The 22,128-nt window shown below is 73.2% G+C and carries 19 protein-coding genes; 8 read left to right on the top strand and 11 right to left on the bottom strand.

All coding sequences use genetic code 11. The features are described from left to right. Positions 1-38 precede the first annotated feature (38 nt). Entirely contained in the window at positions 39-725 is a 687-nt protein-coding gene (locus FB454_RS24200; RefSeq protein WP_030272723.1) for a hypothetical protein, read from the bottom strand. Between the two features lie 349 nt (positions 726-1,074). Between FB454_RS24200 and FB454_RS24195 the strand changes: the two genes are divergently transcribed. The 3 genes from FB454_RS24195 (at position 1,075) to FB454_RS24185 (ending at position 3,175) form a co-directional block, all read left to right on the top strand. Beyond that, positions 1,075-1,830, top strand: a complete 756-nt coding sequence (locus tag FB454_RS24195) for a TetR/AcrR family transcriptional regulator (RefSeq protein WP_145823526.1) — start codon at positions 1,075-1,077, stop codon at positions 1,828-1,830. A gap of 183 nt (positions 1,831-2,013) precedes the next feature. Continuing rightward, positions 2,014-2,643 carry a DUF6230 family protein gene (locus FB454_RS24190; protein ID WP_013287351.1) on the top strand — a complete coding sequence of 210 codons (630 nt, stop codon included), beginning with the start codon at positions 2,014-2,016 and terminating at the stop codon, positions 2,641-2,643. A gap of 1 nt (position 2,644) precedes the next feature. Next, entirely contained in the window at positions 2,645-3,175 is a 531-nt protein-coding gene (locus tag FB454_RS24185) for a DUF6114 domain-containing protein (protein WP_013287352.1), read from the top strand. 1 nt (position 3,176) lies between these two features. Here the strand turns inward: FB454_RS24185 and murD are convergent, their stop codons facing one another. After that, positions 3,177-4,523 carry a UDP-N-acetylmuramoyl-L-alanine--D-glutamate ligase gene (murD, locus tag FB454_RS24180; protein ID WP_145823525.1) on the bottom strand — a complete coding sequence of 449 codons (1,347 nt, stop codon included), beginning with the start codon at positions 4,521-4,523 and terminating at the stop codon, positions 3,177-3,179. An 83-nt stretch (positions 4,524-4,606) separates the two neighbouring features. Here murD and FB454_RS24175 point away from each other — a divergent pair, with 83 nt between their 5' ends. After that, positions 4,607-5,956 carry a MurL-like N-terminal domain-containing gene (locus FB454_RS24175; RefSeq protein ID WP_145823524.1) on the top strand — a complete coding sequence of 450 codons (1,350 nt, stop codon included), beginning with the start codon at positions 4,607-4,609 and terminating at the stop codon, positions 5,954-5,956. A gap of 143 nt (positions 5,957-6,099) precedes the next feature. Here FB454_RS24175 and FB454_RS24170 read toward each other — a convergent pair whose 3' ends face one another. From FB454_RS24170 to FB454_RS24160, 3 genes are all read right to left on the bottom strand, one after another. After that, positions 6,100-7,896 carry a PucR family transcriptional regulator gene (locus FB454_RS24170; RefSeq protein ID WP_486485447.1) on the bottom strand — a complete coding sequence of 599 codons (1,797 nt, stop codon included), beginning with the start codon at positions 7,894-7,896 and terminating at the stop codon, positions 6,100-6,102. A gap of 143 nt (positions 7,897-8,039) precedes the next feature. Continuing rightward, on the bottom strand, positions 8,040-9,491 hold the full coding sequence (gene argG / locus FB454_RS24165; protein ID WP_041799074.1) for an argininosuccinate synthase: 1,452 nt from the start codon (positions 9,489-9,491) through the stop codon (positions 8,040-8,042). Positions 9,492-9,535: 44 nt separating this feature from the next. Further along, complete coding sequence (locus FB454_RS24160; RefSeq protein WP_221488565.1) at positions 9,536-10,348, bottom strand: TrmH family RNA methyltransferase; 813 nt, start codon at positions 10,346-10,348, stop codon at positions 9,536-9,538. Positions 10,349-10,450: 102 nt separating this feature from the next. Between FB454_RS24160 and FB454_RS24155 the strand changes: the two genes are divergently transcribed. Beyond that, the gene (locus tag FB454_RS24155) at positions 10,451-12,283 is read left to right on the top strand and encodes a thiamine pyrophosphate-requiring protein (protein ID WP_145823522.1); all 1,833 of its coding nucleotides are present in this window, start codon (positions 10,451-10,453) and stop codon (positions 12,281-12,283) included. Between the two features lie 4 nt (positions 12,284-12,287). Here FB454_RS24155 and FB454_RS24150 read toward each other — a convergent pair whose 3' ends face one another. After that, positions 12,288-12,848, bottom strand: a complete 561-nt coding sequence (locus FB454_RS24150; RefSeq protein ID WP_145823521.1) for a dihydrofolate reductase family protein — start codon at positions 12,846-12,848, stop codon at positions 12,288-12,290. A gap of 121 nt (positions 12,849-12,969) precedes the next feature. Here FB454_RS24150 and FB454_RS24145 point away from each other — a divergent pair, with 121 nt between their 5' ends. Next, positions 12,970-13,632, top strand: coding sequence for a nucleoside/nucleotide kinase family protein (locus FB454_RS24145; protein ID WP_145823520.1), 663 nt, complete (start codon positions 12,970-12,972; stop codon positions 13,630-13,632). A 14-nt stretch (positions 13,633-13,646) separates the two neighbouring features. On the opposite strand, the gene FB454_RS24140 is transcribed toward FB454_RS24145, so the two are convergent. From FB454_RS24140 to FB454_RS24125, 4 genes are all read right to left on the bottom strand, one after another. Then, positions 13,647-15,848 (bottom strand): transglycosylase domain-containing protein, encoded by a 2,202-nt coding sequence (locus tag FB454_RS24140; protein ID WP_030272709.1) that lies wholly within the window; start codon positions 15,846-15,848, stop codon positions 13,647-13,649. Positions 15,849-15,950: 102 nt separating this feature from the next. Then, positions 15,951-16,754 (bottom strand): hypothetical protein, encoded by an 804-nt coding sequence (locus tag FB454_RS24135; protein ID WP_013475946.1) that lies wholly within the window; start codon positions 16,752-16,754, stop codon positions 15,951-15,953. A 129-nt stretch (positions 16,755-16,883) separates the two neighbouring features. Beyond that, positions 16,884-17,990: an SPFH domain-containing protein gene (locus FB454_RS24130; protein ID WP_013287363.1), complete on the bottom strand. Its 1,107-nt coding sequence runs from the start codon at positions 17,988-17,990 to the stop codon at positions 16,884-16,886. Positions 17,991-17,995: 5 nt separating this feature from the next. After that, on the bottom strand, positions 17,996-18,469 hold the full coding sequence (locus FB454_RS24125; protein WP_013287364.1) for an NfeD family protein: 474 nt from the start codon (positions 18,467-18,469) through the stop codon (positions 17,996-17,998). Between the two features lie 98 nt (positions 18,470-18,567). Here FB454_RS24125 and FB454_RS24120 point away from each other — a divergent pair, with 98 nt between their 5' ends. Then, entirely contained in the window at positions 18,568-19,878 is a 1,311-nt protein-coding gene (locus FB454_RS24120; RefSeq protein WP_071098461.1) for a serine hydrolase domain-containing protein, read from the top strand. Between the two features lie 385 nt (positions 19,879-20,263). Here the strand turns inward: FB454_RS24120 and FB454_RS24115 are convergent, their stop codons facing one another. Further along, positions 20,264-21,076, bottom strand: coding sequence for a DUF3097 domain-containing protein (locus FB454_RS24115; RefSeq protein ID WP_091331214.1), 813 nt, complete (start codon positions 21,074-21,076; stop codon positions 20,264-20,266). Positions 21,077-21,237: 161 nt separating this feature from the next. On the opposite strand from FB454_RS24115, the gene FB454_RS24110 reads away from it, so the two are divergent. Continuing rightward, complete coding sequence (locus FB454_RS24110) at positions 21,238-22,032, top strand: hypothetical protein (RefSeq protein WP_013287367.1); 795 nt, start codon at positions 21,238-21,240, stop codon at positions 22,030-22,032. The last annotated feature ends 96 nt before the right edge of the window (positions 22,033-22,128 follow it).

The raw sequence follows: 22,128 nt of genomic DNA, 5'->3' as shown, positions 1-22,128 counted from the left end.
CCCGGCGAATCGCCGCGCACCGGCCCGAGAGCCGGGTGTCAGTTGACGTAGACCGCCGGGCTGCCGGTCTTGCTGGTGTCCTTCACCGGCGAGTACGACGCGGTGAAGTACGCGGTGCCGAAGCACAGCGACGGGCCGGAGAACTTGGTCAGGGGCTGGTTGGTGAAGCTGATCGAGTTGGTGGCGTTGGACGCCGTGCCGGTCAGCGAGTTCGTGCTGGTGCGGTAGACGCAGGTGATCGTGCCGAGCAGCGAGTTGAGCACGACTGTGCTCTGGATCGGCGCCGCCGTCGTCCCGGAGATCTTGACCACGCCGGCGCTGGTCACCGAGGTGGTGTACGGCAGGTTGTTGACCGTGACGCTCTGCACGCCGGTGGTGCCGAAGACGTTCGTCGTGCAGCTGGTGAACGACTGCGCGGTGAGGCTCTCGGTCGCGGTTCCGGGTGCGGTCGGGTTGGTCAGCACCTTGGCGCTGAAGCTGGACGCGGCGCACTTGATGCCGGTGGTGCCGCTGGTCGAGGAGTAGAACGTGGCGTTAGTGCCGCTGCGCAGGCTGGCCTGGATGACGTCGCCCACCGACACGGCGGTGCCGGCGACGGTCGGGTAGGTCAGCACGGCGCTGGCGAGCGAGGTGGAGGGTGCGGCGGTGGCGGGGGCGGCGCCGACCAGACCGGTCAGCAGCGCCAGGGCGGCGAGGCCCGCGCCGATGCGTCCGTACCTGGGCATGGTTGTTCCTTCCGGCGGTGGGACAGGAAACGGTGCCGGCGGCGTCCGGCATGGACGGAGCCGGTGGGTGCGGCGGCCGGGATCGGGCCGCCGCAGGTGGTGGTGCGCCGCTGCGGCCTCAGCGGGCCGGGCGGCGTGGCGCAGTGCGGCGACGCCGCGTCACCTGGATCTCTCCGGCCTTGGGGGGACGGGTGCGCGCGGCGATAATGGCAGCCATCCGGCCCTCCTTCGACGCGTTCGGGTGACCGACGAGAAGAGATCACCAGCGGTGACGAGGTGTGAACTGAGCGTGTCGAAAGTTATAAACCTCGGAGGGTCGTAAAGTCAACGCATCAAGAAAGGTCGATGAGTGACAGTCCCGAGCCCGCCGTCGCCGGCGCCCGTACCCCTGCCGGGTGCCCGCCACGGCCGCGACCCGGACCGCGCCATCAAGCGCGGCCCGCGACGCGTGCCGGCCGAGGAGGTGGCGGCGACCCAGCGCGACCGCCTCTTCGACGGGCTGGTCCGGGAGGTCGCCACCCGGGGGTACGACAACGCCCGGGTCAGCGACATCTGCCACGCCGCCGGGGTCACCCGGCCCGCGTTCTACGCGCTGTTCAGCGGCAAGCAGGACGCGTTCCTGGCCGCGTACCGGCACGGCATCGCGGTGGTGTCGCACCTGATGGAGGACGCCTACCGCGACGCCGGCCCGGACTGGCCGGAGGCCGCCCGGGCGGCGCTGCGCACGCTGCTCGACGTGCTGGCGAGCGTGCCCGCCTTCGCCCGGATGGCGCTGGTCGAGGTGGACGCGGCCGGCCCCGACGCACGCCGGGAGCGCGACGCGCTGCTGAGCAGCTTCCGCCGGTTCTTCGCCGACGCCGGGCCGGATCCGGCCGGCGTGGACCGGGACGCACTGTTGTCCATTGTGGTCGGCGGCATCCACGCCACCATCCGTGAGCGGGTGGCGCAGGGGCGGGCCGAGGAGCTGCCGTTGCTGCTGCCGGCGCTCACGTACGCGGCCACCGCGCCGTTCCTCGGCCCGCGGGAGGCGGGCCGTGTCGCCCGGGCGGCCCGGGCGGACGACGGCCCGGCCGCGACCGCGCCCTGCGCGCCCATCCAGCCCTGAGCGGTGGAAAACCGCAGCGGTTTTTCACTTTGGCCGCTTTTGGCAAATGCCGCCCAACGATCTGCTACAGGCAGTTGACCGCCCCTTTACTCAGCGGTAACTTCGGCCTGCGCCCCTCGGCGCGCACATCCTGCGAAGCCAATTCACATCGTCGCAGATGAATTGATCTCGAAAGGGGCCGGCATGTCGGAGCAGATCGAGCAGATCGAGACCGATCAACCGAGAAGCGGCGTACGCTGGCGCCGGTTCGCTGTCACGTTCGGCGCCGTGGCGGCCGGCGCGGCCGGCATGGTGGTGCTGACCGCGCAGGGTGTGCTCGGCGCGCAGTTCGCCATCTCGGGCATGCCGTTCACTGTCACCGCCGACAAGCTGGAGGGCACCGGGTTCGAGCAGTTCGCCACGCTCGACCAGATGATCCCGGACAGCCCCAACCAGGGCGACACCGGCGGGCAGGTGCTCGTGATCGTCTCGGCGATCGACAAGGCCGAGCTGACCAATCTCTGCCAGAGCATCAACCTGGGCGGGACCAACCTGCGGATCACCGCCGGCAATTCCGGCAAGCCGGTGACCGCCCGCACGCTCGTGGTCGACGGCGACGAGATCGCCGGTAACGCCTCCTTCAAGAACATCGACGTCGGGCAGGACGCCAGCACCGTCGACAAGGTCCCCGGAGTCAAGGGCAACCCGGGCGTGTTCGCCCAGCAGGCCGACACCGTGACCATCACCAACCTGCGGCAGAACAACTACGCCACCACCGCCGCCGTCTTCACGCTGCCCAACCTGCGCATGGGCTTCAGCTCCGAAGGGTGCTGACGTGACCGCAGGACAGCACTCGGCGCCCGCCGCCGGCGTCCGTACACGCTGGCGGCGCTGGCGCCGGGCGCGGCCGTTCACCGCCGGGCTGCTCATCGCGCTCGGCGGCGCGGAGATGCTCGTGACGCTGCGCGCGCCGCTCGGGGTGCTGCTGCACGTCGGGCCGCAAGGGCTGGCCGCGTACCTGGTCCCCCTGGTCCTGGTGATCTGCGGCGTGCTGCTGATCACCACGCCGCAGCAACGCGTCTTCTACGCGGTGCTCTCCCTCGTGCTCGGGCTGGTCTCCTGGCTCACCTCGAACCTGGGCGGGTTCCTGATCGGCATGCTGCTGGCGCTCGTCGGCGGCGCGCTCGCGTTCGCGTGGACGCCGGTCAAGCGGCGGGCGACCGACGTCGGCCCGGCGGCCGCGCCCACCGAGGTCGCGCCGGCACCGCGCGAGCCGGTCGACAGCTCGGCGCCCACCGAGTCCCTCGACGCGATCCTGTCGGCCGAGCCGGGGCCGCCGCGGCACACGCGGGCGGAGCGCGGCTGACTCAGCGGGCGGTGTCGGCGACCGCCTGCGCGAACACCTCGGATCGGTGCTCGAAGTTGCGGAACCGGCCGTAGCTCGGCGCCGCCGGGGACAACAGCACCACCCCGCCGGCCGGGGTGAGCTTGCGGGACAGCCCGACGGCGGCGACCAGGTCGTCGGCCAGTTCGGTACGCACCGACGGCAGCCCGGACAGCGCCTCCACGATGCGGGGGCCGCTGTCCGGCACGCCGATCACTGTGATCTCCCGGCCGGCCAGGTGTGCACGCAGCGGGCTGTAGTCCAGCCCTCGGTCGGCCCCGCCGACGATCACGGTCAGCGGCCGTCCCTCGTACGCGTCGATCGCGTGCATGGCCGCGTACGGGCTGGTGGCGAGCGTGTCGTCGACGAACGTCAGCCCCGACGGATCGGCGATCTCGGTGAGCCGGTGCGCCAGGCCCTGGAACTCGGCGACCGCCACGGCGAGGCTGTCCTTGCGCGCCACCACGTCCACGCCGAGCGCGTCCAGCACTGCGAGCGCGACGCAGAGGTTGCCCTCGTTGTGCCGCCCGACCAGCGGCAGCACGGCGCGCGGGAACAGCGGCGTGTCCCGCAGGTGGAACCACTGCGTGCCGTCCGGCCCGGTGGCCACATGCGTGGTGTCCGGCGAGCCGGCGCGTACCGCCGCACGGTCGCCCAGCTCCGCCGCCAGCCGCGGGTCGGCGCCGTTGACCACCACGGCGTGCGGGCCGTGCGCGATCAGGTTCAGCTTGTCCCGGTAGTACTCCCGCTCACCGCCGTGCGCGTCCAGATGCTCCGGGAACAGCGCGGTCACCACCGCCACCCGCGGCGAGTCGGTCAGGTCGGAGCACTGGTAGCTGGACAGCTCCAGCACGTACAGCTCCGCCTCGGGCAGGTCCAGCAGCGGCACCCCGATGTTGCCGCCGAACACGTTCGGCCGGTCCATCGCGGTGAGCAGGTGACTGATCAGGCTGGACGTGGTGCTCTTGCCCTTGCTGCCGGTCACCCCGACGGTCCGGTCCGCGTGGTCGGCCATCCACAGCGCGCTGCCCTGCGTGACGGGCGCTGACCGGCGGCGCAGCTCCACCATCCACGGGTGGGTGTTCGGCACACCCGGCGAGCGGACCACCACGTCGGCGGCTGCGAGGCGTTCGAATCCCTCCTCGCCGGTGACGAGCGGCGCGGCGGCGGCCAGCGGACCGTCCCAGGGCAGGGTGAGGAAATTGGCGCTGTCGTCGACGACGACCAGGCCGGCCGGCCCGTGCGCGGCGATCGCGGTCACCGCGGCCCGGCCCTCGCGGCCGGCGCCCCAGACGGCGACATGACGTCCGCGCAGATCAGACAGGCGCACGGGCTCTCCTCGGACTCGGTCGACGGCGGGCAGGGTCCGGCCCAGCCGGACACGGACGGACGAACCAGGGCCTAGTATGGCGTGTGCCCAACGAGCAGCTGCGGCGGATGGACGCCTTCACCTTCCCGTCCTACTCGATCGACTTCGCCACCGGTGAGGTCCTGTTCGACTACGCCCTGACCGGTCCCGACGGCGAGCAGCGGTTCACCGAGGTGATCACGCTTCCGCTGCCGGCCGAGCCGGTCTCCGACGCCACAGCGGCCACCCTGGCCCGGGTGCTGGAGCTGCTGCACGTGGTCGCCGGCGTCAGCTACTACAAGGCCGCCGCGCCGCCCCGGCTGGTGCTGCCCGCACCGCTGGGCGCCGCCGCCGTCGCGCTGGTCACCGCCGTCTACACCAAGGGCCTCGCCGAGTACGCGTACCGCAACGAGCTGCCGCACGTGCTGGAACTGCGTCCCGAGGTGCCGTCGGGCACCGTGGACCCGGCGGTGCCGGTGGACAACTCCGACCGTCGTCCGCTGTCGGCGGTGGGCGGCGGCAAGGACTCCATCGTCACGCTGGAGGCGCTGCGCCGCGCCGGCCTCGACCCGGTGCCGTTCTCGGTCAACCCGAACCACGTGATCGTGTCGGTGAACGAGGCGTCCGACCTGGTGCCGCTGGCCGCCCGGCGGCGGCTCGACCCGGTGCTGTTCGAGCTGAACGCGGCAGGCGCGCGCAACGGGCACATCCCGGTCACCGCGATCAACTCGCTGATCGCCGTGGCCACCGCCGTCCTGCACGGGCTCGGTCCGGTGGTGATGTCGAACGAGCGTTCCGCGTCCGACCCGAACCTGATCTGGAACGGCCACGAGATCAACCACCAGTGGTCGAAGGGCGTCGAGGCGGAAGGGCTGCTGCGCGCGGCGCTGGCCGAGCACGCCGGGCTCACCGAGCCGTACTTCTCGTTGCTGCGCTCCCTGTCCGAGCTGCACATCGCCCGGCTGTTCGCCGAGATCGACCGGTACGACGCGGTGGTGACCAGCTGCAACGCGGCGTTCAAGTTGCGCGACGCGAGCGAGCGCTGGTGCCGCGACTGCCCGAAGTGCCGGTTCGTGTTCCTGGCCATGGCGCCGTTCATGCCCCGGGAGCGGCTGACCGGCATCTTCGGCGGTGACCTGCTGGCCGACGAGTCCCAGATCCCCGGCTACCGGGAGCTGCTCGGCATCGACGGGCACAAGCCGTTCGAGTGCGTGGGCGAGGTGGAGGAGTCGGTGGTCGCGCTGAGCCTGCTCGCCCAGCAGGACCAGTGGCTCGACGCCCCTGTGGTGCGCGCTCTGGTCGCGGCACTGCCCGACACCGCCTGGCAGGCGGCGGCCACCTCCGACGTGTTCACCCCCGGCGGCGACAACTACGTCCCCGCCCTCTACGCCAAGACCCTGACCGCCCTGACCTGACCGCCCACACGTCATCGATCTTGGAGTTGTGGCACCGCGCAGACCTCGCTTCAGGGGCATTACGGGCGCCGCAACTCCAAGATCGACGCGGGACAGCGCGGAGGGGCGGAGGGCGGGACGGGCAGGGTTTGGCCCGGGCGGCGTCAGGGGGTGCGGATGGCGTCCAGGGCGAGCAGGGCCACGTGCAGGGACAGGCACCTGTCCACCGAGTCGAGGTCGGCGTCGAGGATGCGGCCGATGCGGGCCAGCCGTTCGTAGAACGCCGGCCGGGACAGGTGCGCGGCGGCGGCGCCGGCCGACTTGTTGCGCCCCTGCTCCAGGTACGCCCGCAGCGTACCGAGCAACTGCTCCCGCGGGTGCTGGGCGTCGTAGGCGAGCAGCGGCCCGAGTTCACGCTCGACGAACGTCTGCAACCGGGGCTCGTCACGCAACAGGTGCAGCAGCCCGGCCAGCCCCACGTGCGGCAGCCGGTAGCAGGGCAGGTCCCGGGGATCCCGCCGCGCCGCCTCCGCCACCTGCCGCGCCTCGATCAGTGACCGGCGTGCCTCGCGCAGGCTGCCCACACCGGACCCGGCCGCCACCACGATCGCGGCTCGGGGCGGCGCGTCGACCGGCCGTGCGCTCCCCGATGTCACGGCCCGTCCTGCGGGCCGGTCAGGTGACTCCGACGGGCGGGACGCCGGGCGGGCGGCGGGGGCGGCGTCGAGGCGTACCCGGCGCAACGCCGCGGCGAACGCGGACAGTGCCTTCTCCTCGGCGGCCGGGTCGGGGAGCGCCAGCAGCGCGCCCACGGCCTGGTCGTCGAGCGGGCTGGTCAGCGCGGTGAGCTTGGCGTCCCGGACGGCCTGGCTGACCGCCTCGGCGAGGTCGCGCAGCCGGGCCGGGCCGGCTTCCGGGTCCTCGGCGTCGGTGTCGCGGCGCGCGCCCCGGCGGGCAGCCGGCTCGTCGTCGGGGGCGCCCGCGTCACCGGACGGCTCGTCGGCGCGGTGCCGGACCACGACGCCGACCAGGTGGCGGCGGTCCAGGACGACGCCGAGCGCCTTGGCGCGCAGCGCCACCTCGTCCACCGGACGGGTGTGGTCGATCAGGGCGGTCAGCAGCGTACGGTGGATCTGCCGTTCCAGGCCCTCGGCGTCGCGGCGGATCAGCCGGCCCAGCGCCAGCGTGGAGGCGGCCCGTTCGATCAGGATGGTCAGCCGGGTCGGCGGGGTGGACTCGGTCGCCGGCCAGCGCAGCAGCAGCCGTCCCCAGTCCTGTCCCCGCGCGCCCACTGTGGTGACGAGCCAGCCGCTGTCCGGGTCGTACGCGGTGCGCCCGGGCGGGCGGATCTGCCGCGAGTGCCGCTCCCAGCCGTCCAGCAGCAGTTGGGCGTTCTCCCCCGCCGGGTCGTACGCGAGCACCTGCCGGGACAGGTTCTCCAGCACCATCGGGCAGCCGGCCAGCTCGGCGGCCTGCCGCAGCACCTCAGCCGGTTCGGCGCCCTCCACCGACAGTTCGGTGAACCGCTGGTGGATCTCCTCGGTGGCGCGCAGCTCGGTGAGCTGGGCGTCCACGATCAGCGCGTGCACCGCCTCGGTGATCCGGACGAACGGTGTGCCCCGGCGCAGCTCGATCAGGGGCAGGCCACGTCGTTCGGCGGCGGCGGCCATCACGCGTGGCACTCCGCTGACGTAGCGGCGGCCCAGTTCGACCACCAGCCCGGAGACGCCGACGTCGGCCAGCGCGCCGATGAACTCGCGGAGCCCGGCGTCGTCGCCCGGCAGGCCGATCCCGGTGGTGAGGACCAGTTCCCCGCCGCCGAGCAGGGTGGCGATGTCGGGCACCTCGGCGATGTGCACCCAGCGCACCGACCGGTCCAGCCCGGCGTTCCCGGCGACCAGGCGCGGCGCGCCGTGGCGCACGGGCACCAGGTCCAGCACCTCACGCACGGTAGGGAACACGGGCGACACGCTACCCTGCGTCACCACCGTTGCCGAAAGCCACACCGCCCGCCGGCCCGCGGGGAGGCGGGACCGGCGGGCGGTCAGGTGAGACGAGCCGCGGACCGCTGCCCGGAGGGACGACGGTCCGCGGACGGCGGCGATCAGTCGACGCCGAACTCCATCGCGGCCCGGTCGAGCGCCTCGTCCTCGGCGGTGGGCACGCCCCGGGAGGCGATGGCCTCCGCGCCGCCCTGCGGCATGGCGCCGATCAGCCCGGTCGAGGCCGCCTGGGCGGCGCCGACGATCCGCTGCGGGGTGCCGCCGCCGACCATGCCGACGGAGGCGTACTGCTCCAGCTTGGCCCGGGAGTCGGCGATGTCGAGGTTGCGCATGGTGAGCTGGCCGATCCGGTCGGCCGGGCCGAACGCCGAGTCCTGGGTGCGCTCCATCGACAGCTTGTCCGGGTGGTAGCTGAACGCCGGGCCGGTGGTGTCGAGGATCGAGTAGTCCTCGCCCCGGCGCAGCCGCAGCGTGACCTCGCCGGTGACCGCCGTGCCGACCCAGCGCTGCAGCGACTCGCGCAGCATCAGCGCCTGCGGGTCCAGCCAGCGGCCCTCGTACATGAGGCGGCCGAGGCGGCGGCCCTCGTTGTGGTAGTTCGCGAGCGTGTCCTCGTTGTGGATCGCGTTGACGAGCCGCTCGTACGCGGCGTGCAGCAGTGCCATGCCGGGGGCCTCGTAGATGCCGCGGCTCTTGGCCTCGATGATCCGGTTCTCGATCTGGTCGGACATGCCCAGGCCGTGCCGGCCGCCGATGGCGTTGGCCTCCAGCACCAGGTCGACGGCGCTGCCGAACTCCTTGCCGTTGATCGTCACCGGGCGGCCCTGGTCGAAGCCGATGGTGACGTCCTCGGTGGGGATCTCCACGGACGGATCCCAGAACTTCACGCCCATGATCGGCTCGACGGTCTCGATGCCGGTGTCCAGGTGTTCGAGCGTCTTGGCCTCGTGGGTGGCGCCCCAGATGTTGGCGTCGGTGGAGTACGCCTTCTCGGTGCTGTCCCGGTAGGGCAGGCCGCGCTCCAGCAGCCACTCCGACATCTCGGTGCGGCCGCCCAGCTCGGTGACGAAGTCGGTGTCCAGCCACGGCTTGTAGATCCGCAGTTGCGGGTTCGCCAGCAGGCCGTACCGGTAGAACCGCTCGATGTCGTTGCCCTTGAACGTCGAGCCGTCGCCCCAGATCTGCACGTCGTCGGCGATCATCGCGCGGACCAGCAGCGTGCCGGTCACGGCCCGGCCCAGCGGCGTGGTGTTGAAGTAGGCCCGCCCGCCGGAGCGGATGTGGAAGGCGCCGCAGGTCAGCGCCGCCAGCCCTTCCTCGACCAGGGCGGCGCGGCAGTCGACGAGGCGGGCGACCTCGGCGCCGTAGCTGAGCGCGCGGCCGGGCACCGAGGCGATGTCGGGCTCGTCGTACTGGCCGATGTCAGCGGTGTAGGCGCAGGGGACGGCGCCCTTGTCGCGCATCCACGCGACGGCTACCGAGGTGTCGAGGCCGCCGGAGAAGGCGATGCCGACACGTTCGCCGATGGGCAGGGAGGTGAGAACCTTGGACACAAGGAAGATTATGCACGGTCTCGCATGGTCATGCAAGCCGTACGTCAGAGCGCGTCGTCCCGCCCCAGCTCCCAGAACGCCACCGCCGCGGCGGCCGCCACGTTCAGCGAATCCACACCGCGCCGCATCGGGATCACCACCCGCACGTCGCTGGCGGCCTGCGCCGCCGCGGTCAGCCCCGGCCCCTCCGCCCCGAGCAGCAACGCCGCCCGCTCGCGCTGCGCCGGGGTCAGCCGCTGCATCGGTACGGCATCAGGCGCCGGTGTCATCGCGAGCACTGTGAACCCGGCCGCCCGGACCTGGTCCAGCCCGCCGGGCCAGCTGTCGAGCTTGGCGTACGGCACCGCGAACACCTCGCCCATGCTGACCCGTACGCTGCGCCGGTAGAGCGGGTCGGCGCAGGTCGGGGACAGCAGCACCGCGTCGACGCCGAGCGCGGCGGCGCCCCGGAAGATCGCGCCCAGGTTCGTGTGGTTGTTGACGTCCTCCAGGATCACCACCCGCCGGGCGGCGGCGAGCACCTCGTCGGCGGAGCGCAGCGGCTTGCGGTGGAACGACGCGAGCACGCCCCGGTGCACGTGGAAACCGGTGGCGCGCTGGAGCACGTCCGGCGTCGCCGCGTACACCGGCGCGTCACCGGTGTCCAGGTCGGCGAGCTGGTCCACCCGCTTGGCGTCGACCAGGTACGACCGGGCCGGGTAGCCGGCCCGCAGCGCCCGCCGCAGCACCAGCTCCCCCTCGGCGATGAACAGCCCGTGCGGCGGTTCCCAGCGGGTACGCAGCTCCACGTCGGTGAGCGCGCGGTAGTCGGCGATCCGGTCGTCGTCGGGGTCGGTGATCTCGTGGACGGGCACCAGGCGATTCTGCCCGGCCCGCCCGGCCGCTCCGGCGCGGGCCGGGTTTCCGTCGTCCCGGGCGGGGAACGGAGCCGGAAGGCCGACGGTGACGGAGGGACCACGATGGGCGCGGATCACGACGGCAACCTCCCCCGCGACGCCACCGTCGCCGACTACCTGGTGGCCCGGCTCGCCGAGTGGGGCGTGCACCGCTACTACGGCTACCCGGGCGACGGGATCAACGGCATGACCTCGGCGTTGCAGCGGGCCGAGGGGCGGGCCCGGTTCATCCAGGTCCGGCACGAGGAGACGGCCGGTTTCGCGGCCGGCGCGCACGTCAAGTACGGCGGCGGCCCGCTCGGATGCGTGGTGGTGACCAGCGGCCCCGGCGCGATCCACGCCCTCAACGGCCTCTACGACGCGAAGCTCGACCACCAGCCGGTGGTGGCGCTGCTCGGGCACACCGCGCTGCCCGCCGAGGGCGGCGGCTACTACCAGGAGGTGGACCTGCTCTCCCTCTACAAGGACGTGGCGTCGGCGTTCCTGGCCCAGCTCGACGACCCGTCGCAGGCCCGGCACCTGGTCGACCGGGCCTGCCGGACGGCGCTGGCCCGGCGTACCGTGACCGCCCTGGTCCTGCCCTCCGACGTGCAGGACCTGCCGGCGGTGCCGCACCCGCCGCACGCCCACGGCTACTACCACACCAGCGCGGTGCCGAGCAGCGAGCCGACGGTGCCGCCGGAGGCCGACGTGCGCCGCGCCGCCGAGGTGCTGCGCGGCGGCGAGCGGGTGGCGATGCTGGTCGGGCAGGGCGCGCTGGGCGCCGAGGACGAGGTACGCCGGATCGCCGACCGGCTCGGCGCCGGGGTCGCCACCGCGCTGCTCGGCTTCACCGCCGTCGACCACCGGCAGCCCTGGGTGACGGGCGCGATCGGCCTGCTCGGCAGCCGCCCGAGCTGGCAGCTCATGCGCGAGTGCGACAGGCTGCTGATCGTCGGCAGCCAGATGCCGTACTCGGAGTTCTACCCGCCGGAGGGCCAGGCCCGGGCGGTGCAGATCGACATCGACGGCACCCGGATGGGGTTGCGTTACCCGACCGAGGTGAACCTGACCGGTGACGCCGGGCCGACGCTGCGCGCCCTGCTCAAGGAGCTGGGCCCGGGGCCGGGCCCGACCGCCTGGCGGGCCACCCTCGCCGACGCCACCGGCAAGTGGCGGGCCTCGCAACGCGAGGTCGCCGCCCAGCCGGCCGACCCGGTCAACCCGCAGTCGCTGTTCACCTCGCTCGACGACGCGCTGCCGGGCGACGCCATGCTCGCCGTGGACTGCGGCACCGCCACCGCCTGGTACGCCCGGCACGTGCGGGTCCGCCCCGGCATGCTGGCCAGCCTCTCCGGCACGCTGCTCTCAATGGGCGGCGGCATGCCGTACGCGCTGGCGGCGAAGTTCGCCCACCCGGACCGGCCGGTGATCGCGCTGCTCGGCGACGGCGCGATGCAGATGAACGGCGTCAACGAGCTGATCACGGTGGCGAGGTACTGGCGGGAGTGGGCCGACCCCCGGTTCGTGGTGCTGGTGCTCAACAACCGGGATCTGGCCTTCGTCAGCTGGGAGCAGCGGTCCGGCGAGGGCACGCCGATGTTCCCGGACAGCCAGGACCTGCCGGACGTCGCGTACCACAGGTGGGCCGAGGTGCTGGGCCTCGGCGGTGAGCTGGTCGACTCCCCCGACCGGGTGGACGGCCTGTGGCAGCGGGTGCTCGACGCGGACCGCCCGGTGGTGGTGAACGCCGTGGTGGACCCGGCCGAGCTGATGCTGCCGCCGCACTTCACCATCGAGCAGGCCCGCAAGACCGCCGCCGCGGTGCTGCGCGGGGACAGCGACCGGGCCGGCATCATGCGGCGCGGCGTGCCGGCCGCGCTCGCCACGTACCGGCCCCGCCGCCGGGGCCGCTGAGGCGTCAGGCCCGCCCGTAGCGCAGCAGCACCGACCGTCCGTCGAACCGGCGCGTCTCGACCAGCCGCAGGCTCTGCCGGGCCAGGCCGGGCAGCACCTGCCGTCCGCCGCCGAGCACCACCGGGTGCACGATCACCTCGTAGGTGTCGACGAGCCCGAGCGCGGCCAAGGCCGTCGCCGCGCCGGTGCCGCCGGTGACCAGCAGGTCGCCGGGGAACCGCTCGCGGACCTCGGCGAACTCCTTCGCCAGGTCGCCGCCGCCGACCACAACGGCGCCGTGGGGAGCCTCGGCGAGCGTGCGGGAGACCACGATCTTCGGGGTACGCCGCCAGATCGGCGCGAACGCCAGGTCGTGCGGGTGGTCGGAGATCGACTCGACCTGCGGCCAGTACGAGGACATCATCTCCCACACCCGCCGCCCGTAGACGAAGGCGTCGGCCCGCTCGGCCAGCCCGATCGAGTACGCGGACAGCTCCTCCCCCATCTCCGGCCAGTCGAACTCGCCGTTCGGGCCCTCGATGAAGCCGTCGACCGACGTGTGCACCCCGTAGACGACGTTGCCCATGCGCTGCTCCTCCGCGTTGCGGCGCGTCCCGGTCGGACACGCTCACCGGTGGGTCGGAGCCGCCCGGCCGGATCCGACACGTGCCGTGGAGAGTTGTCCGGGTGCGTTAGCGTCCGGGCCCATGGGCCGCCCCGTGATGATCGCGCTGATCGGCGTCGACGGCTCCGGCAAGACCACCCAGGCCAGGGCTTTGGCGGCGCGGCTGCGCGAGCAGGGCGTCCGGGCGCGGTACTTCGAGAACGCCGGTGGGCGGCCGCTGTGGAACCGGCTGGCGCGGGCGCTCGGCCGCGCCGACGGGACGGCGCTGTTCGGCCGTACCGTCTATCCGGCGCTGGAGGCGACGGTGCGCGCGGCGGCGATGGCCCGGACCGTCGCGGTGGCCCGCCTGACCGGACGGGTGGCGGTGCTGGACCGGTGGACCTGGTGCCAGGACGTGATCATGGCGGCCCGCGGCGACCGGGGACGGCGCGCGGTACGCGCCGTCTACGCGGTCTTCCCGCGCCCGGCGGTGGTGTGTTTCCTCGCCACCTCGCCCGGGGTGGCGCAGCGGCGGGTGGCCGCGCGGGGCATCGACACCGAGGAGCTGGCGCACCTGCGCGCGCTGGACGGTGCGTACCGGGCACTGCCGGAGTTCGGCTCGTTCGTCACGCTCGACGGCGACGGCACCCCGGACGAGGTGGCCGCCGCCCTCGACGCGGTCGTGGACGCGGCCGTCGACGCGGTTGCGGGTCCGGCGCCGCGGCGCGGCGTTAAGAAGGGGCCCTTCCTCTACCGGAGGCGTTAAGAAGGGGCCCTTCCTTACCCGCGGCCGCGCAGCCAGCGCAGCACGTCGGAGGGCAGCTCGCTGTCCTGGCGCTGCTCGCGGCGGTCCGGCTCGGTCCGGCGGGGCGGCTGTGGGCGCTGCGGGTCGCCGACCAGCGCCCGGCTCGGCGCGGTGAAGTCGGCCACCGGCTTGCCGGCGAGCGCCGTCTTGATGGTCCGGGCCACCGCGTCGATCACCTTGGCCTGCACGGCGGAGCCGACCAGGTCGGTGACGTCGTCCGGGTTGGCGGCGATGCCTGCCACCGCGACCTGCGGGGTGTAGCCGACGAACGTCTCGGTGGCGTTGCGCTCCGAGCTGCCGGTCTTGCCGGCCACCGGGCGGCCGACGATCCGGTCGACGGCGGTGGCGGTGCCGCCGTTGCACTGGTCGAACGCGGACTGCTGGCCGACCGGGCAGCGGGCCGCGTCGGTGGCGGCGCGGGCCACGTCCGGTTCGAGCACCCGCTTGCAGGACGGCTGCGCCACGTCGACGGCGCCGCCGTCCGGCGCGGTCACCGAGACCACCGGCAGCGGCGTGCAGTACGTGCCCTCGGCGGCCACCGTGGCGTACGCGTTCGCCAGGTCCAGCGGGGTGGTGGCGGCGACGCCGAGCGTGAACGCGCCCCAGTTGGCGGCGTTGTCGCGGGCGAACGCGGCGTCGGAGTCGGCCCGGAAGGTGATGCCGAGGCGCTGGGCCATCTCCACCACCTTGTCCTCGCCGACCTGCTCGGCCAGCCAGACGAAGTACGTGTTGACGGAGCGGCCGAAGCCGTCCCACATCATCCGGTAGCCGTCCATCCACTGCGGGTTGGCGTTCGCCGGGCACCACGTGCCGTCGCAGTTGCCCTCGTCGTCCGAGGCGTACCGGGTGGGCAGCCTGCTGGGGGCGTCGAAGCCGGTGGACAGCGGCTTGCCGGCCTCCAGCGCGGCCAGCATGGTGAACATCTTGAACGTCGAGCCGGCCTGGTAGCCGTCGACGCTGGCGCCGCCGGAGATCAGCGGGTTGACCGTGTTCGGGTGGTTGGCCTGCCCGTCCGGGTTGGCGTCGAGGCTGTAGTGCCGGTTCACCGCCATGGCGAGCACCCGGCCGGTGCCGGGCTCGACCGCCGCGATCGGCAGCGCCCGCTTGTTGCCGTACCCGTAGACCTTGGTGGCCTGCTCCTGCGCGGTCTGCTGGATCTCCGGGTCGAGCGTGGTGACGACGCGGTAACCGCCCCGGCGCAGTGCCTGCTCCCGCTCCTCGGGCGTGCTGCCGAAGGCCGGCTGGGTGAGCCACCAGCGGCGCAGGTAGTCGCAGAAGAAGCCCCAGTCGTCGTGCCCCTGGGCGGTGGCGGTGCAGCCGTTGGGCTGGGCGGTGGGGCGCAGCGTCAGCGCCTCGGTCTTCGCCGCGGCGGCCTGCTGCGCGGTGATCGCGCCGGTCTCGGCCATCGCGTCGAGCACGTACCCGCGCCGGGCCAGCGCCTGGTCCTTGTCGCCGTCGATCGGGCTGTACGCGTCGGGCGACTGGACCAGGCCGGCGAGCAGCGCCGCCTCGCCCAGCGTCAGGTCGGCCGGGGCCTTGCCGAAGTAGCGCTGGCTCGCGGCGGCGACGCCGTACGCGCCGGAGCCGAAGTACGCGATGTTGAGGTAGCGGTTGAGGATCTCGTCCTTTGAGAGCGACTGCTCCAGCGCGTTCGCGTACCGGATCTCCTGGAGCTTGCGCCCGACGGTCTGCTCGGTGGCGGCCTGCCGCTCCTCGGGGGTGCGGTTCGGGTCGGTCTTGAGCACGTTGCGGACGTACTGCATGGTCAGCGTGGACCCGCCCTGCTCGGTGCCGCCGCCCTTGACGTTCGCCACCAGCGCGCGGGCGATGCCGCGCAGGTCAGCGCCGCCGTGCGAGTAGAACCGCCGGTCCTCGGCCGCGATGATCGCCTGCCGCATCACCGGGGCGATCTCGTCCAGCGACACGTCGGTGCGGTTCACGTCGTAGAACGTGGTGATCAGGGTGGTGCCGTCGTTGGCGTAGAGGTAGGAGCGCTGCGGCTGCACGGGGGTGCGCAGCGCGTCGGGCAGGTCCGCGTACGCGCCGAGCGCGGCCCGCGCGGCGAACCCGCCGAGCAGGCCGCCGGGAAGCGCGGCGAGCGCGAGGACGAGCCCGGCGAGCAGGCCGGCCAGCAGCACGGTGAACAGCCGCGACAGCGGCGACCTGGGAGACGGCATGGACTCCAGGATTGCCACGAAAGCCGCCTACCGGCCACCTCGCCAGGCAACTGTCAGTTACCTCACGGCAACCGTTCAGCTCCCGGCGGCCGGACGAACCGGTCATCCGGCGCCGAGTGGGCCCTTCGGTGACGTCGGCGGCACCGGTGCGGCGGCGACGCTGGCGGCTGCGGCGTCCCGGGCGATGGTCTCGGGCACCAGGCGGCCGCTGCGGTAGCCGATGCCGATGCCGGCGACCAGCACGAAGATCGCGCCGAACGTCTGGAGCGAGCCGATCAGCGCGCCGCCCAGGCCGAGCAGCGGGGCGGCGATCATCAGCATGGTCCCGTCGCCGTAGGAGAACATCCCGGACCGGGCGACCGACCAGCCGGTCAGGAACCAGCCCACGCTGTAGAGGGTGGCGCCGAACAGCACGATGCCGCGCGCGGTCACGCCGAACACCGGCGTCTGCTCGGCCAGCCCGGCGAACGGCAGCATCAGCACCATCCCGCCGATGCTCGCCAGCAGCCCGGCCAGCGCGACGCGGCGGCAGCGGGTGGCGGCGAGCAGGCCGGTGAGCGCGAGCAGGGCGAGCAGCCCCAGCCACACCGAGGCGACCCAGCCGACCAGGTAGAGCGGCCGGCCGTCGGCCGGATACGGGTCGTTGCCCACACCGCCGTCGCTGGCCATCGCCACCAGGCCGTAGAGGACCGCGTACGCCGGGAGCAGCCAGACCGCCGCGCGGGCGAACCGGCGGATCGACCAGGCCCAGGTCGCGTCGGTCGCAGGCGCTCCCGGGCCGGGTTCGGAGACGAACGGCAGGACCCCGAAACCCCCTCCGGTACGCCGGGAGCCGATCGGACCGGCGGGGTCGTGCGCGCCGGGGACCGGGGTACGGGAGAACAGCCGGTTCGCCGGGTCCTTCATGCCTCACCTCGTTCGCGCCACGGGCGGCCCGGGACGCGCAAACGGCGCTCCGGCCCTGCTCACCACCCGTCCTGAAACCGATGGTGGCAGTCGCCGGAGCGCCGTATGAGGGATTCTCGGATTTGCCGGTCAGCCCCGCTCGCGCTGGTCCGCCGGGTCGTTCACCAGGCTGGCCGGGGACACCGGCTCCGGCGCGGGCAGACCCTTCGGGTTGTTGCCGCCGGTGGCCTGCGCCTCCGCCACGCGTACCTCGTCGTGGATCTCCTGGGCCGCGACGGCCGCGGCCTGGGCGGCCTCGGCGGCCTCCCGCTCGACCTCGCCGGCGCTCTTGGCGGCCTCCGGCGACGGCACGTCGCCGGCCATGTTCGCGAGCCCGCCCAGCGCGCCGCCCATGCCCTCCAGGGCCTTGGTCAGCTCGGTCGGGACGATCCAGACCTTGTTGGCGGTGCCGTTGGCGATCTGCGGCAGCGCCTGGAGGTACTGGTAGGCGAGCACCTTCTGGCTCGGGTTGGCGGTGTGGATCGCGTCGAAGACGGTACGGATCGCCTTGGCCTGGCCCTCCGCCTGGAGGATCCGGGCCTGCCGGTCACCGTCGGCACGCAGCACCGCGGCCTGCTTCTCACCCTCGGCGGTGAGGATCTGCGACTGCTTGTGCCCCTCGGCGTTGAGGATCGCGGCACGGCGGTCCCGCTCGGCGCGCATCTGCTTCTCCATCGAGTCGCGGATGCTCGGCGGCGGCTCGATCGCCTTGATCTCGACCCGGGTCACCTTGATGCCCCAGCGGCCGGTGGTCTCGTCCAGCACGCCGGACAGGTGCCGGTTGATCTCCTCGCGGCTGGTCAGCGCGCGCTCCAGGTCGAGCGAGCCGATCACGTTACGCAGCGTGGTGACGGTGAGCTGCTCGATGGCCTGGAGGAAGTTGGAGATCTCGTAGGTGGCGCGAACCGAGTCGACCACCTTGAAGTAGAGGACCGTGTCGATCGAGACGACCAGGTTGTCGGAGGTGATCACCGGCTGGGGCGGGAAGCTGACCACCTGCTCGCGCATGTCGACCTTGGTGCGCACCGCGTCGACGAACGGCACCAGCAGGTTAAGGCCCGGGTTCAGCGTGCGCTTGTACCGGCCCAGCCGCTCCACCACGTCCTGACGCTGCTGCGGCACGATCCGCACCGCCTTGAACAGCGTCACCACACCGATCAACGCCACCGCGATCATCAGGATCGCCAGAAACTCCATACCGTTCACCTTTTCGCTTCGGGCAGCTCACCCGGGGTGGAAATGTCGTCCTGCCATACCAGGGCGGTAGCGCCCCGGACCTTGATCACCTGCACCCGCTCACCCTCGGCGTACGTGCGCGTCGCGTCGTACGAGCGGGCCGTCCACAGCTCACCATCGATCTTGACCATGCCCCGGTCGGCGTCGACCGGCTCCAGGACCACGGCGGTGGCCCCCTCCAGCGCCTCGACCCCGAACGGCTGCTCCCCGGTCTCCAGCGTCGGCCGGGCGTGCCGCCGGACCACCGGACGGACCACCGCCACCGACAGCGCCGACACCGCCGCGAAGACCACCGCCTGGAGCGCCACCGGCGCACCGAGCGCCGCGGCGCCGGCGGCGGCGAACGCCCCGACCCCGAACATGATCAGGAAGAGCGTCGTCGTGAAGATCTCGGCGACCGCTAATACCACACCCAGAACGATCCAGAACACGGCGTCCACGAGAACAATCCTGACACGTCAACGCACGTGTCATCGAACTGTCATGATCGCTAGGCTCGGCACGGCGTACCGCGGCACCCGCCGACGAGGAGGACGACATGCCCCTGCTGCCCGAGACCGCGCGTCAGGTGGACCTGCTGGTCGCCCGGGCCCAGGCCGAGGGGCGCGGTCCCTCGCTCGCCCTCGGCGTGGTCCGCGACGGCCGGCTGGCGCACCTGGCGGTCGCCGGTGAGACGCCCCGCCCGGACGGCGACCTCCAGTACCGGGTCGGCTCGATCACCAAGACCATGACCGCGGTGCTGGTGATGCAGCAGCGCGACGCCGGCCGGCTGGCGCTCGACGACCCGCTCGACGCCCACCTGCCCGGCACCCCGGTCGGCACGGTGACGGTGCGCCACCTGCTCGGGCACGTCAGCGGCCTGCAACGCGAGCCGGACGGCGACTGGTGGGAGCGCGCCGAGGGCACGGACCTGGACACGCTGCTGGCCGGGCTGACGCCGGACAAGATCGCTCATCCGCCGCACTTCGTCTACCACTACTCGAACCTGGCGTACGGGCTGCTCGGCGCCGTGCTGGAACGGATCACCGGCACCCCGTGGGCGGACCTGCTGACCGAGCGGCTGCTGACACCGCTGGGCATGCGCCGCACCACGTACCACCCCACCGAGCCGTACGCCCCCGGTTACGTCGTCCACCCCTGGCACGAGACGCTGCGGGAGGAGCCGCGTACCGACACCGGGGCGATGGCCCCGGCCGGGCAGCTCTGGTCGACGGTCGAGGACCTGGGCCGCTGGGCGGCGTTCCTGGCCGACCCGGACCCGGCGGTGCTCTCCCCCGCCACGCTCACCGAGATGTGCGCCCCAGTGGTGATCAACGACCTGGACTCGTGGACCGGCGGCCACGGCCTCGGCGTGGAGCTCTACCGGGTCGGCGACCGGGTGTACGTCGGGCACGGCGGCTCCATGCCCGGGTACGTCGCCGGCCTGGCCGTGCACCGGCCCACCCGCACCGCAGTGGTCAACTTCGCCAACGCGTACGGGCTGCGCGGCCACCACGTCGGCGCGCTCGGCCGGGAGGCGCTCACGCTGGTGCTGGACGCCGAACCGGCCGCGCCCGCCCCCTGGCGCCCGGCCGGCCCGCCCGCCGCCGACGTGGCCGCGCTGACCGGCCGCTGGTGGTGGATGGGCGGCGAGTACGAGTTCCGCGTCGACGCCGCCGGTGACCTGGTCGGCGGTCAGGTGGGCAGGCCGGTGCTCCGGTTCACCCCGGAGGGCCCGGACCGGTGGCGGGGCCGATCCGGCTCCCAGGACGGCGAGATCCTCACCGTCATCCGAGACGGTTCCGGCACCCCGACAGCCCTGGACATAGCCACATTCGTCCTGACCCGCACCCCCGACGAACTCCCCTGACAGCCCCACCCGCCCCCGCCCCGCCCCGCCCCGCCCCCGTCGATCTTGCACTTGCGGCCCGCACTTCGCCCCATATGCCCGATCCACGCGGACCACAACTGCAAGATCGACGCACACTCCGGCCACCCTCACCCCGGTGATCAAGGAGTTTGTGTCGGCGTTGATCTCCGATACGCCCACAAACTCCTTGATCAACCAGGCGAGGGCGCCCGGGACCGGGGGACGGGGACGGGGGCGGGGCGGGCGGGGTCGGTGCACGGCGGGTCCGGGGGCGACCGTGACCGGCGCAGGGATCAAGCCTGACCGCCCGGAGCCGGGCACGGTCGCCCCCGGACCCCAACCGCAACCACAGCCCTGACAGCAACCGCGACCGGGCAGCGACTAATCACCCGGGCTCGGTGACGAAATCGATCAGGCGCTCCATCGCGTTGATCAGCGGCGTCTCCACGTCGGCGAAACTGTCCACCCGGGACAGGATGTGCCGCCACATGTCGGCCGGCTCGCCCACTCCGAGCGCCGCGCAGACGCCCTCCTTCCAGGGCTGCCCCGGAGGCACCACTGGCCACGCCGCGATACCCAGCGCCGCCGGGCGTACCGCCTGCCACACGTCGACGTACGGGTGCCCGGTGACCAGCACGTGCGGCGAGTTGACGCGGGCCACGATCCGGCTCTCCTTCGAGCCGGGCACGAGGTGGTCGACGAGCACGCCGAGCCGGTGCCCCGGGCCGGGGCCGAACGCGCGCACCTCGTCGGCGAGCGCGTCGATGCCGTCCAGCGGTTCCACCACCACGCCCTCGATGCGCAGGTCGTCACCCCAGATCCGCTCGACCAGCGCGGCGTCGTGCACGCCCTCCACCCAGATCCGGCTGGCCTTGGCGACCTGCGCCCGTACGCCGTCCACAGCGATCGACCCGGACGCGGTACGCCGGCGCGCGGCGGGCACCGGGACGCGGACCGGCCGTCGTAGCGTGACCGGCTTGCCGTCGAGCAGGAACGCGGCGGGCAGCAGCGGGAAGTTGCGCCGCCGGCCGTGCCGGTCCTCCAGCACCACCGCGCCGGAGTCGAAGCCGACGACGGCGCCGCAGAATCCGGAGTCGGCGTCCTCGACCACCAGGTCGGGTTCGGCGTCGACCTCGGGGGTCACCTTCCGTCGTCGCCAGTCGCCGGCCAGCACGTCCCCGTCGTATCGCCCCGCCATGCCGCTGACGCTAACCAGTGCCCCGGCGTGTCGCCCGGCGACGCGCCGACCGGGCCGTCATCCGTCGGCACGAAACGGTGCGAAGGGGGTAGTTGGGGCCAGGTCGCGCCGCCGGTGCGGCAGCCGAGACAGCAGCGGCGCGGAGCACGTACCCTTTCCGCATGTCCTCCCCCGCAACGGGCGCGGCCACGCTGGCTGCGCGCCGGTCGAGCCGGTTCGTCGCCTGGGTGCGTGCCTGGCGAGCCGGCCTGGTGCCGTTCGACGAGGTGGCCGACGCCGTCGCCGGCGACGAGGAGCACCTCGTCGCCGACGCCCCCGGCACCTGGACCGACGTGTCGCTGCGGGAGGCCCTGCCCAGCCTCGCCAAGCATTCACCCGACGACATCCGCCTGGTGCTGCCCGCGCCCGGCGACCCGCGCGGCCTGCCCGGCCCGGGCGCATTCGCCGGGGCGGCGCTGGTGGCGGGCGAGGCGGTGGTGGCGAGCGGGATGGGGCTGGTGCCCGAGGTCCGTACGCACACGTCCGGCTCGGGGATGACCTGGGAGACGGTGCTCTGGCGGGTCCATCCGCTGCCGGCGGACGCACCGAAGGCGTCGCTCGCCACCCCGGGTGCGGCGGAGGCCGAGGCCGAACTCGCCGCCGTGCTGGCCGAGACCACCGCGACGCTGACCCGGCTGGACGTCGCGCAGTGGCGGCCGGAGCTGGCCGGTGCGCTCGCCGCGCTGCGCCGCCCGGACGGCGCCACCGACCTGCCGCCCGGCTTCGATCCGCGGGCCCGCCGCCTGTTCGCCCGCGCCGCGGTGCTGGACCGGGTGCTCGCGCTGGCCGGGGAGAGCGCACCGGGCGGCGCGGTCAACACCTACGAGGCGCAGCAGCGGGACGCGGCGCTGCGTCCGCTCACCACCGCGTGCCGGCAGGCCCTGGTGGCCGCCTGCAACGCGCCGCTGCGGCTCTAGCTGTAATGCCCAGCAGCGTTGTTGACGCGGCTGATGGGTGGTTTGCCGCCGAGCGAGGTGTGGTTGCGGTGGTGGTTGTAGGTGTGCAGCCAGGCG

It is taken from the genome of Micromonospora sp. CNZ297, from assembly GCF_007827625.1.
This window is presented reverse-complemented; position numbering and strand designations above follow the sequence as displayed.

Bases quoted from the DNA above. Each gene is read 5' to 3' on its own strand.
- FB454_RS24200 (WP_030272723.1), bottom strand. From the start codon at position 725: ATGCCCAGGTACGGACGCATCGGCGCGGGCCTCGCCGCCCTGGCGCTG.
- FB454_RS24190 (WP_013287351.1), top strand. From the start codon at position 2,014: ATGTCGGAGCAGATCGAGCAGATCGAGACCGATCAACCGAGAAGCGGC.
- FB454_RS24155 (WP_145823522.1), top strand. From the start codon at position 10,451: ATGGGCGCGGATCACGACGGCAACCTCCCCCGCGACGCCACCGTCGCC.
- FB454_RS24150 (WP_145823521.1), bottom strand. From the start codon at position 12,848: ATGGGCAACGTCGTCTACGGGGTGCACACGTCGGTCGACGGCTTCATC.
- FB454_RS24145 (WP_145823520.1), top strand. From the start codon at position 12,970: ATGGGCCGCCCCGTGATGATCGCGCTGATCGGCGTCGACGGCTCCGGC.
- FB454_RS24140 (WP_030272709.1), bottom strand. From the start codon at position 15,848: ATGCCGTCTCCCAGGTCGCCGCTGTCGCGGCTGTTCACCGTGCTGCTG.
- FB454_RS24135 (WP_013475946.1), bottom strand. From the start codon at position 16,754: ATGAAGGACCCGGCGAACCGGCTGTTCTCCCGTACCCCGGTCCCCGGC.
- FB454_RS24130 (WP_013287363.1), bottom strand. From the start codon at position 17,990: ATGGAGTTTCTGGCGATCCTGATGATCGCGGTGGCGTTGATCGGTGTG.
- FB454_RS24120 (WP_071098461.1), top strand. From the start codon at position 18,568: ATGCCCCTGCTGCCCGAGACCGCGCGTCAGGTGGACCTGCTGGTCGCC.
- FB454_RS24115 (WP_091331214.1), bottom strand. From the start codon at position 21,076: ATGGCGGGGCGATACGACGGGGACGTGCTGGCCGGCGACTGGCGACGA.
- FB454_RS24110 (WP_013287367.1), top strand. From the start codon at position 21,238: ATGTCCTCCCCCGCAACGGGCGCGGCCACGCTGGCTGCGCGCCGGTCG.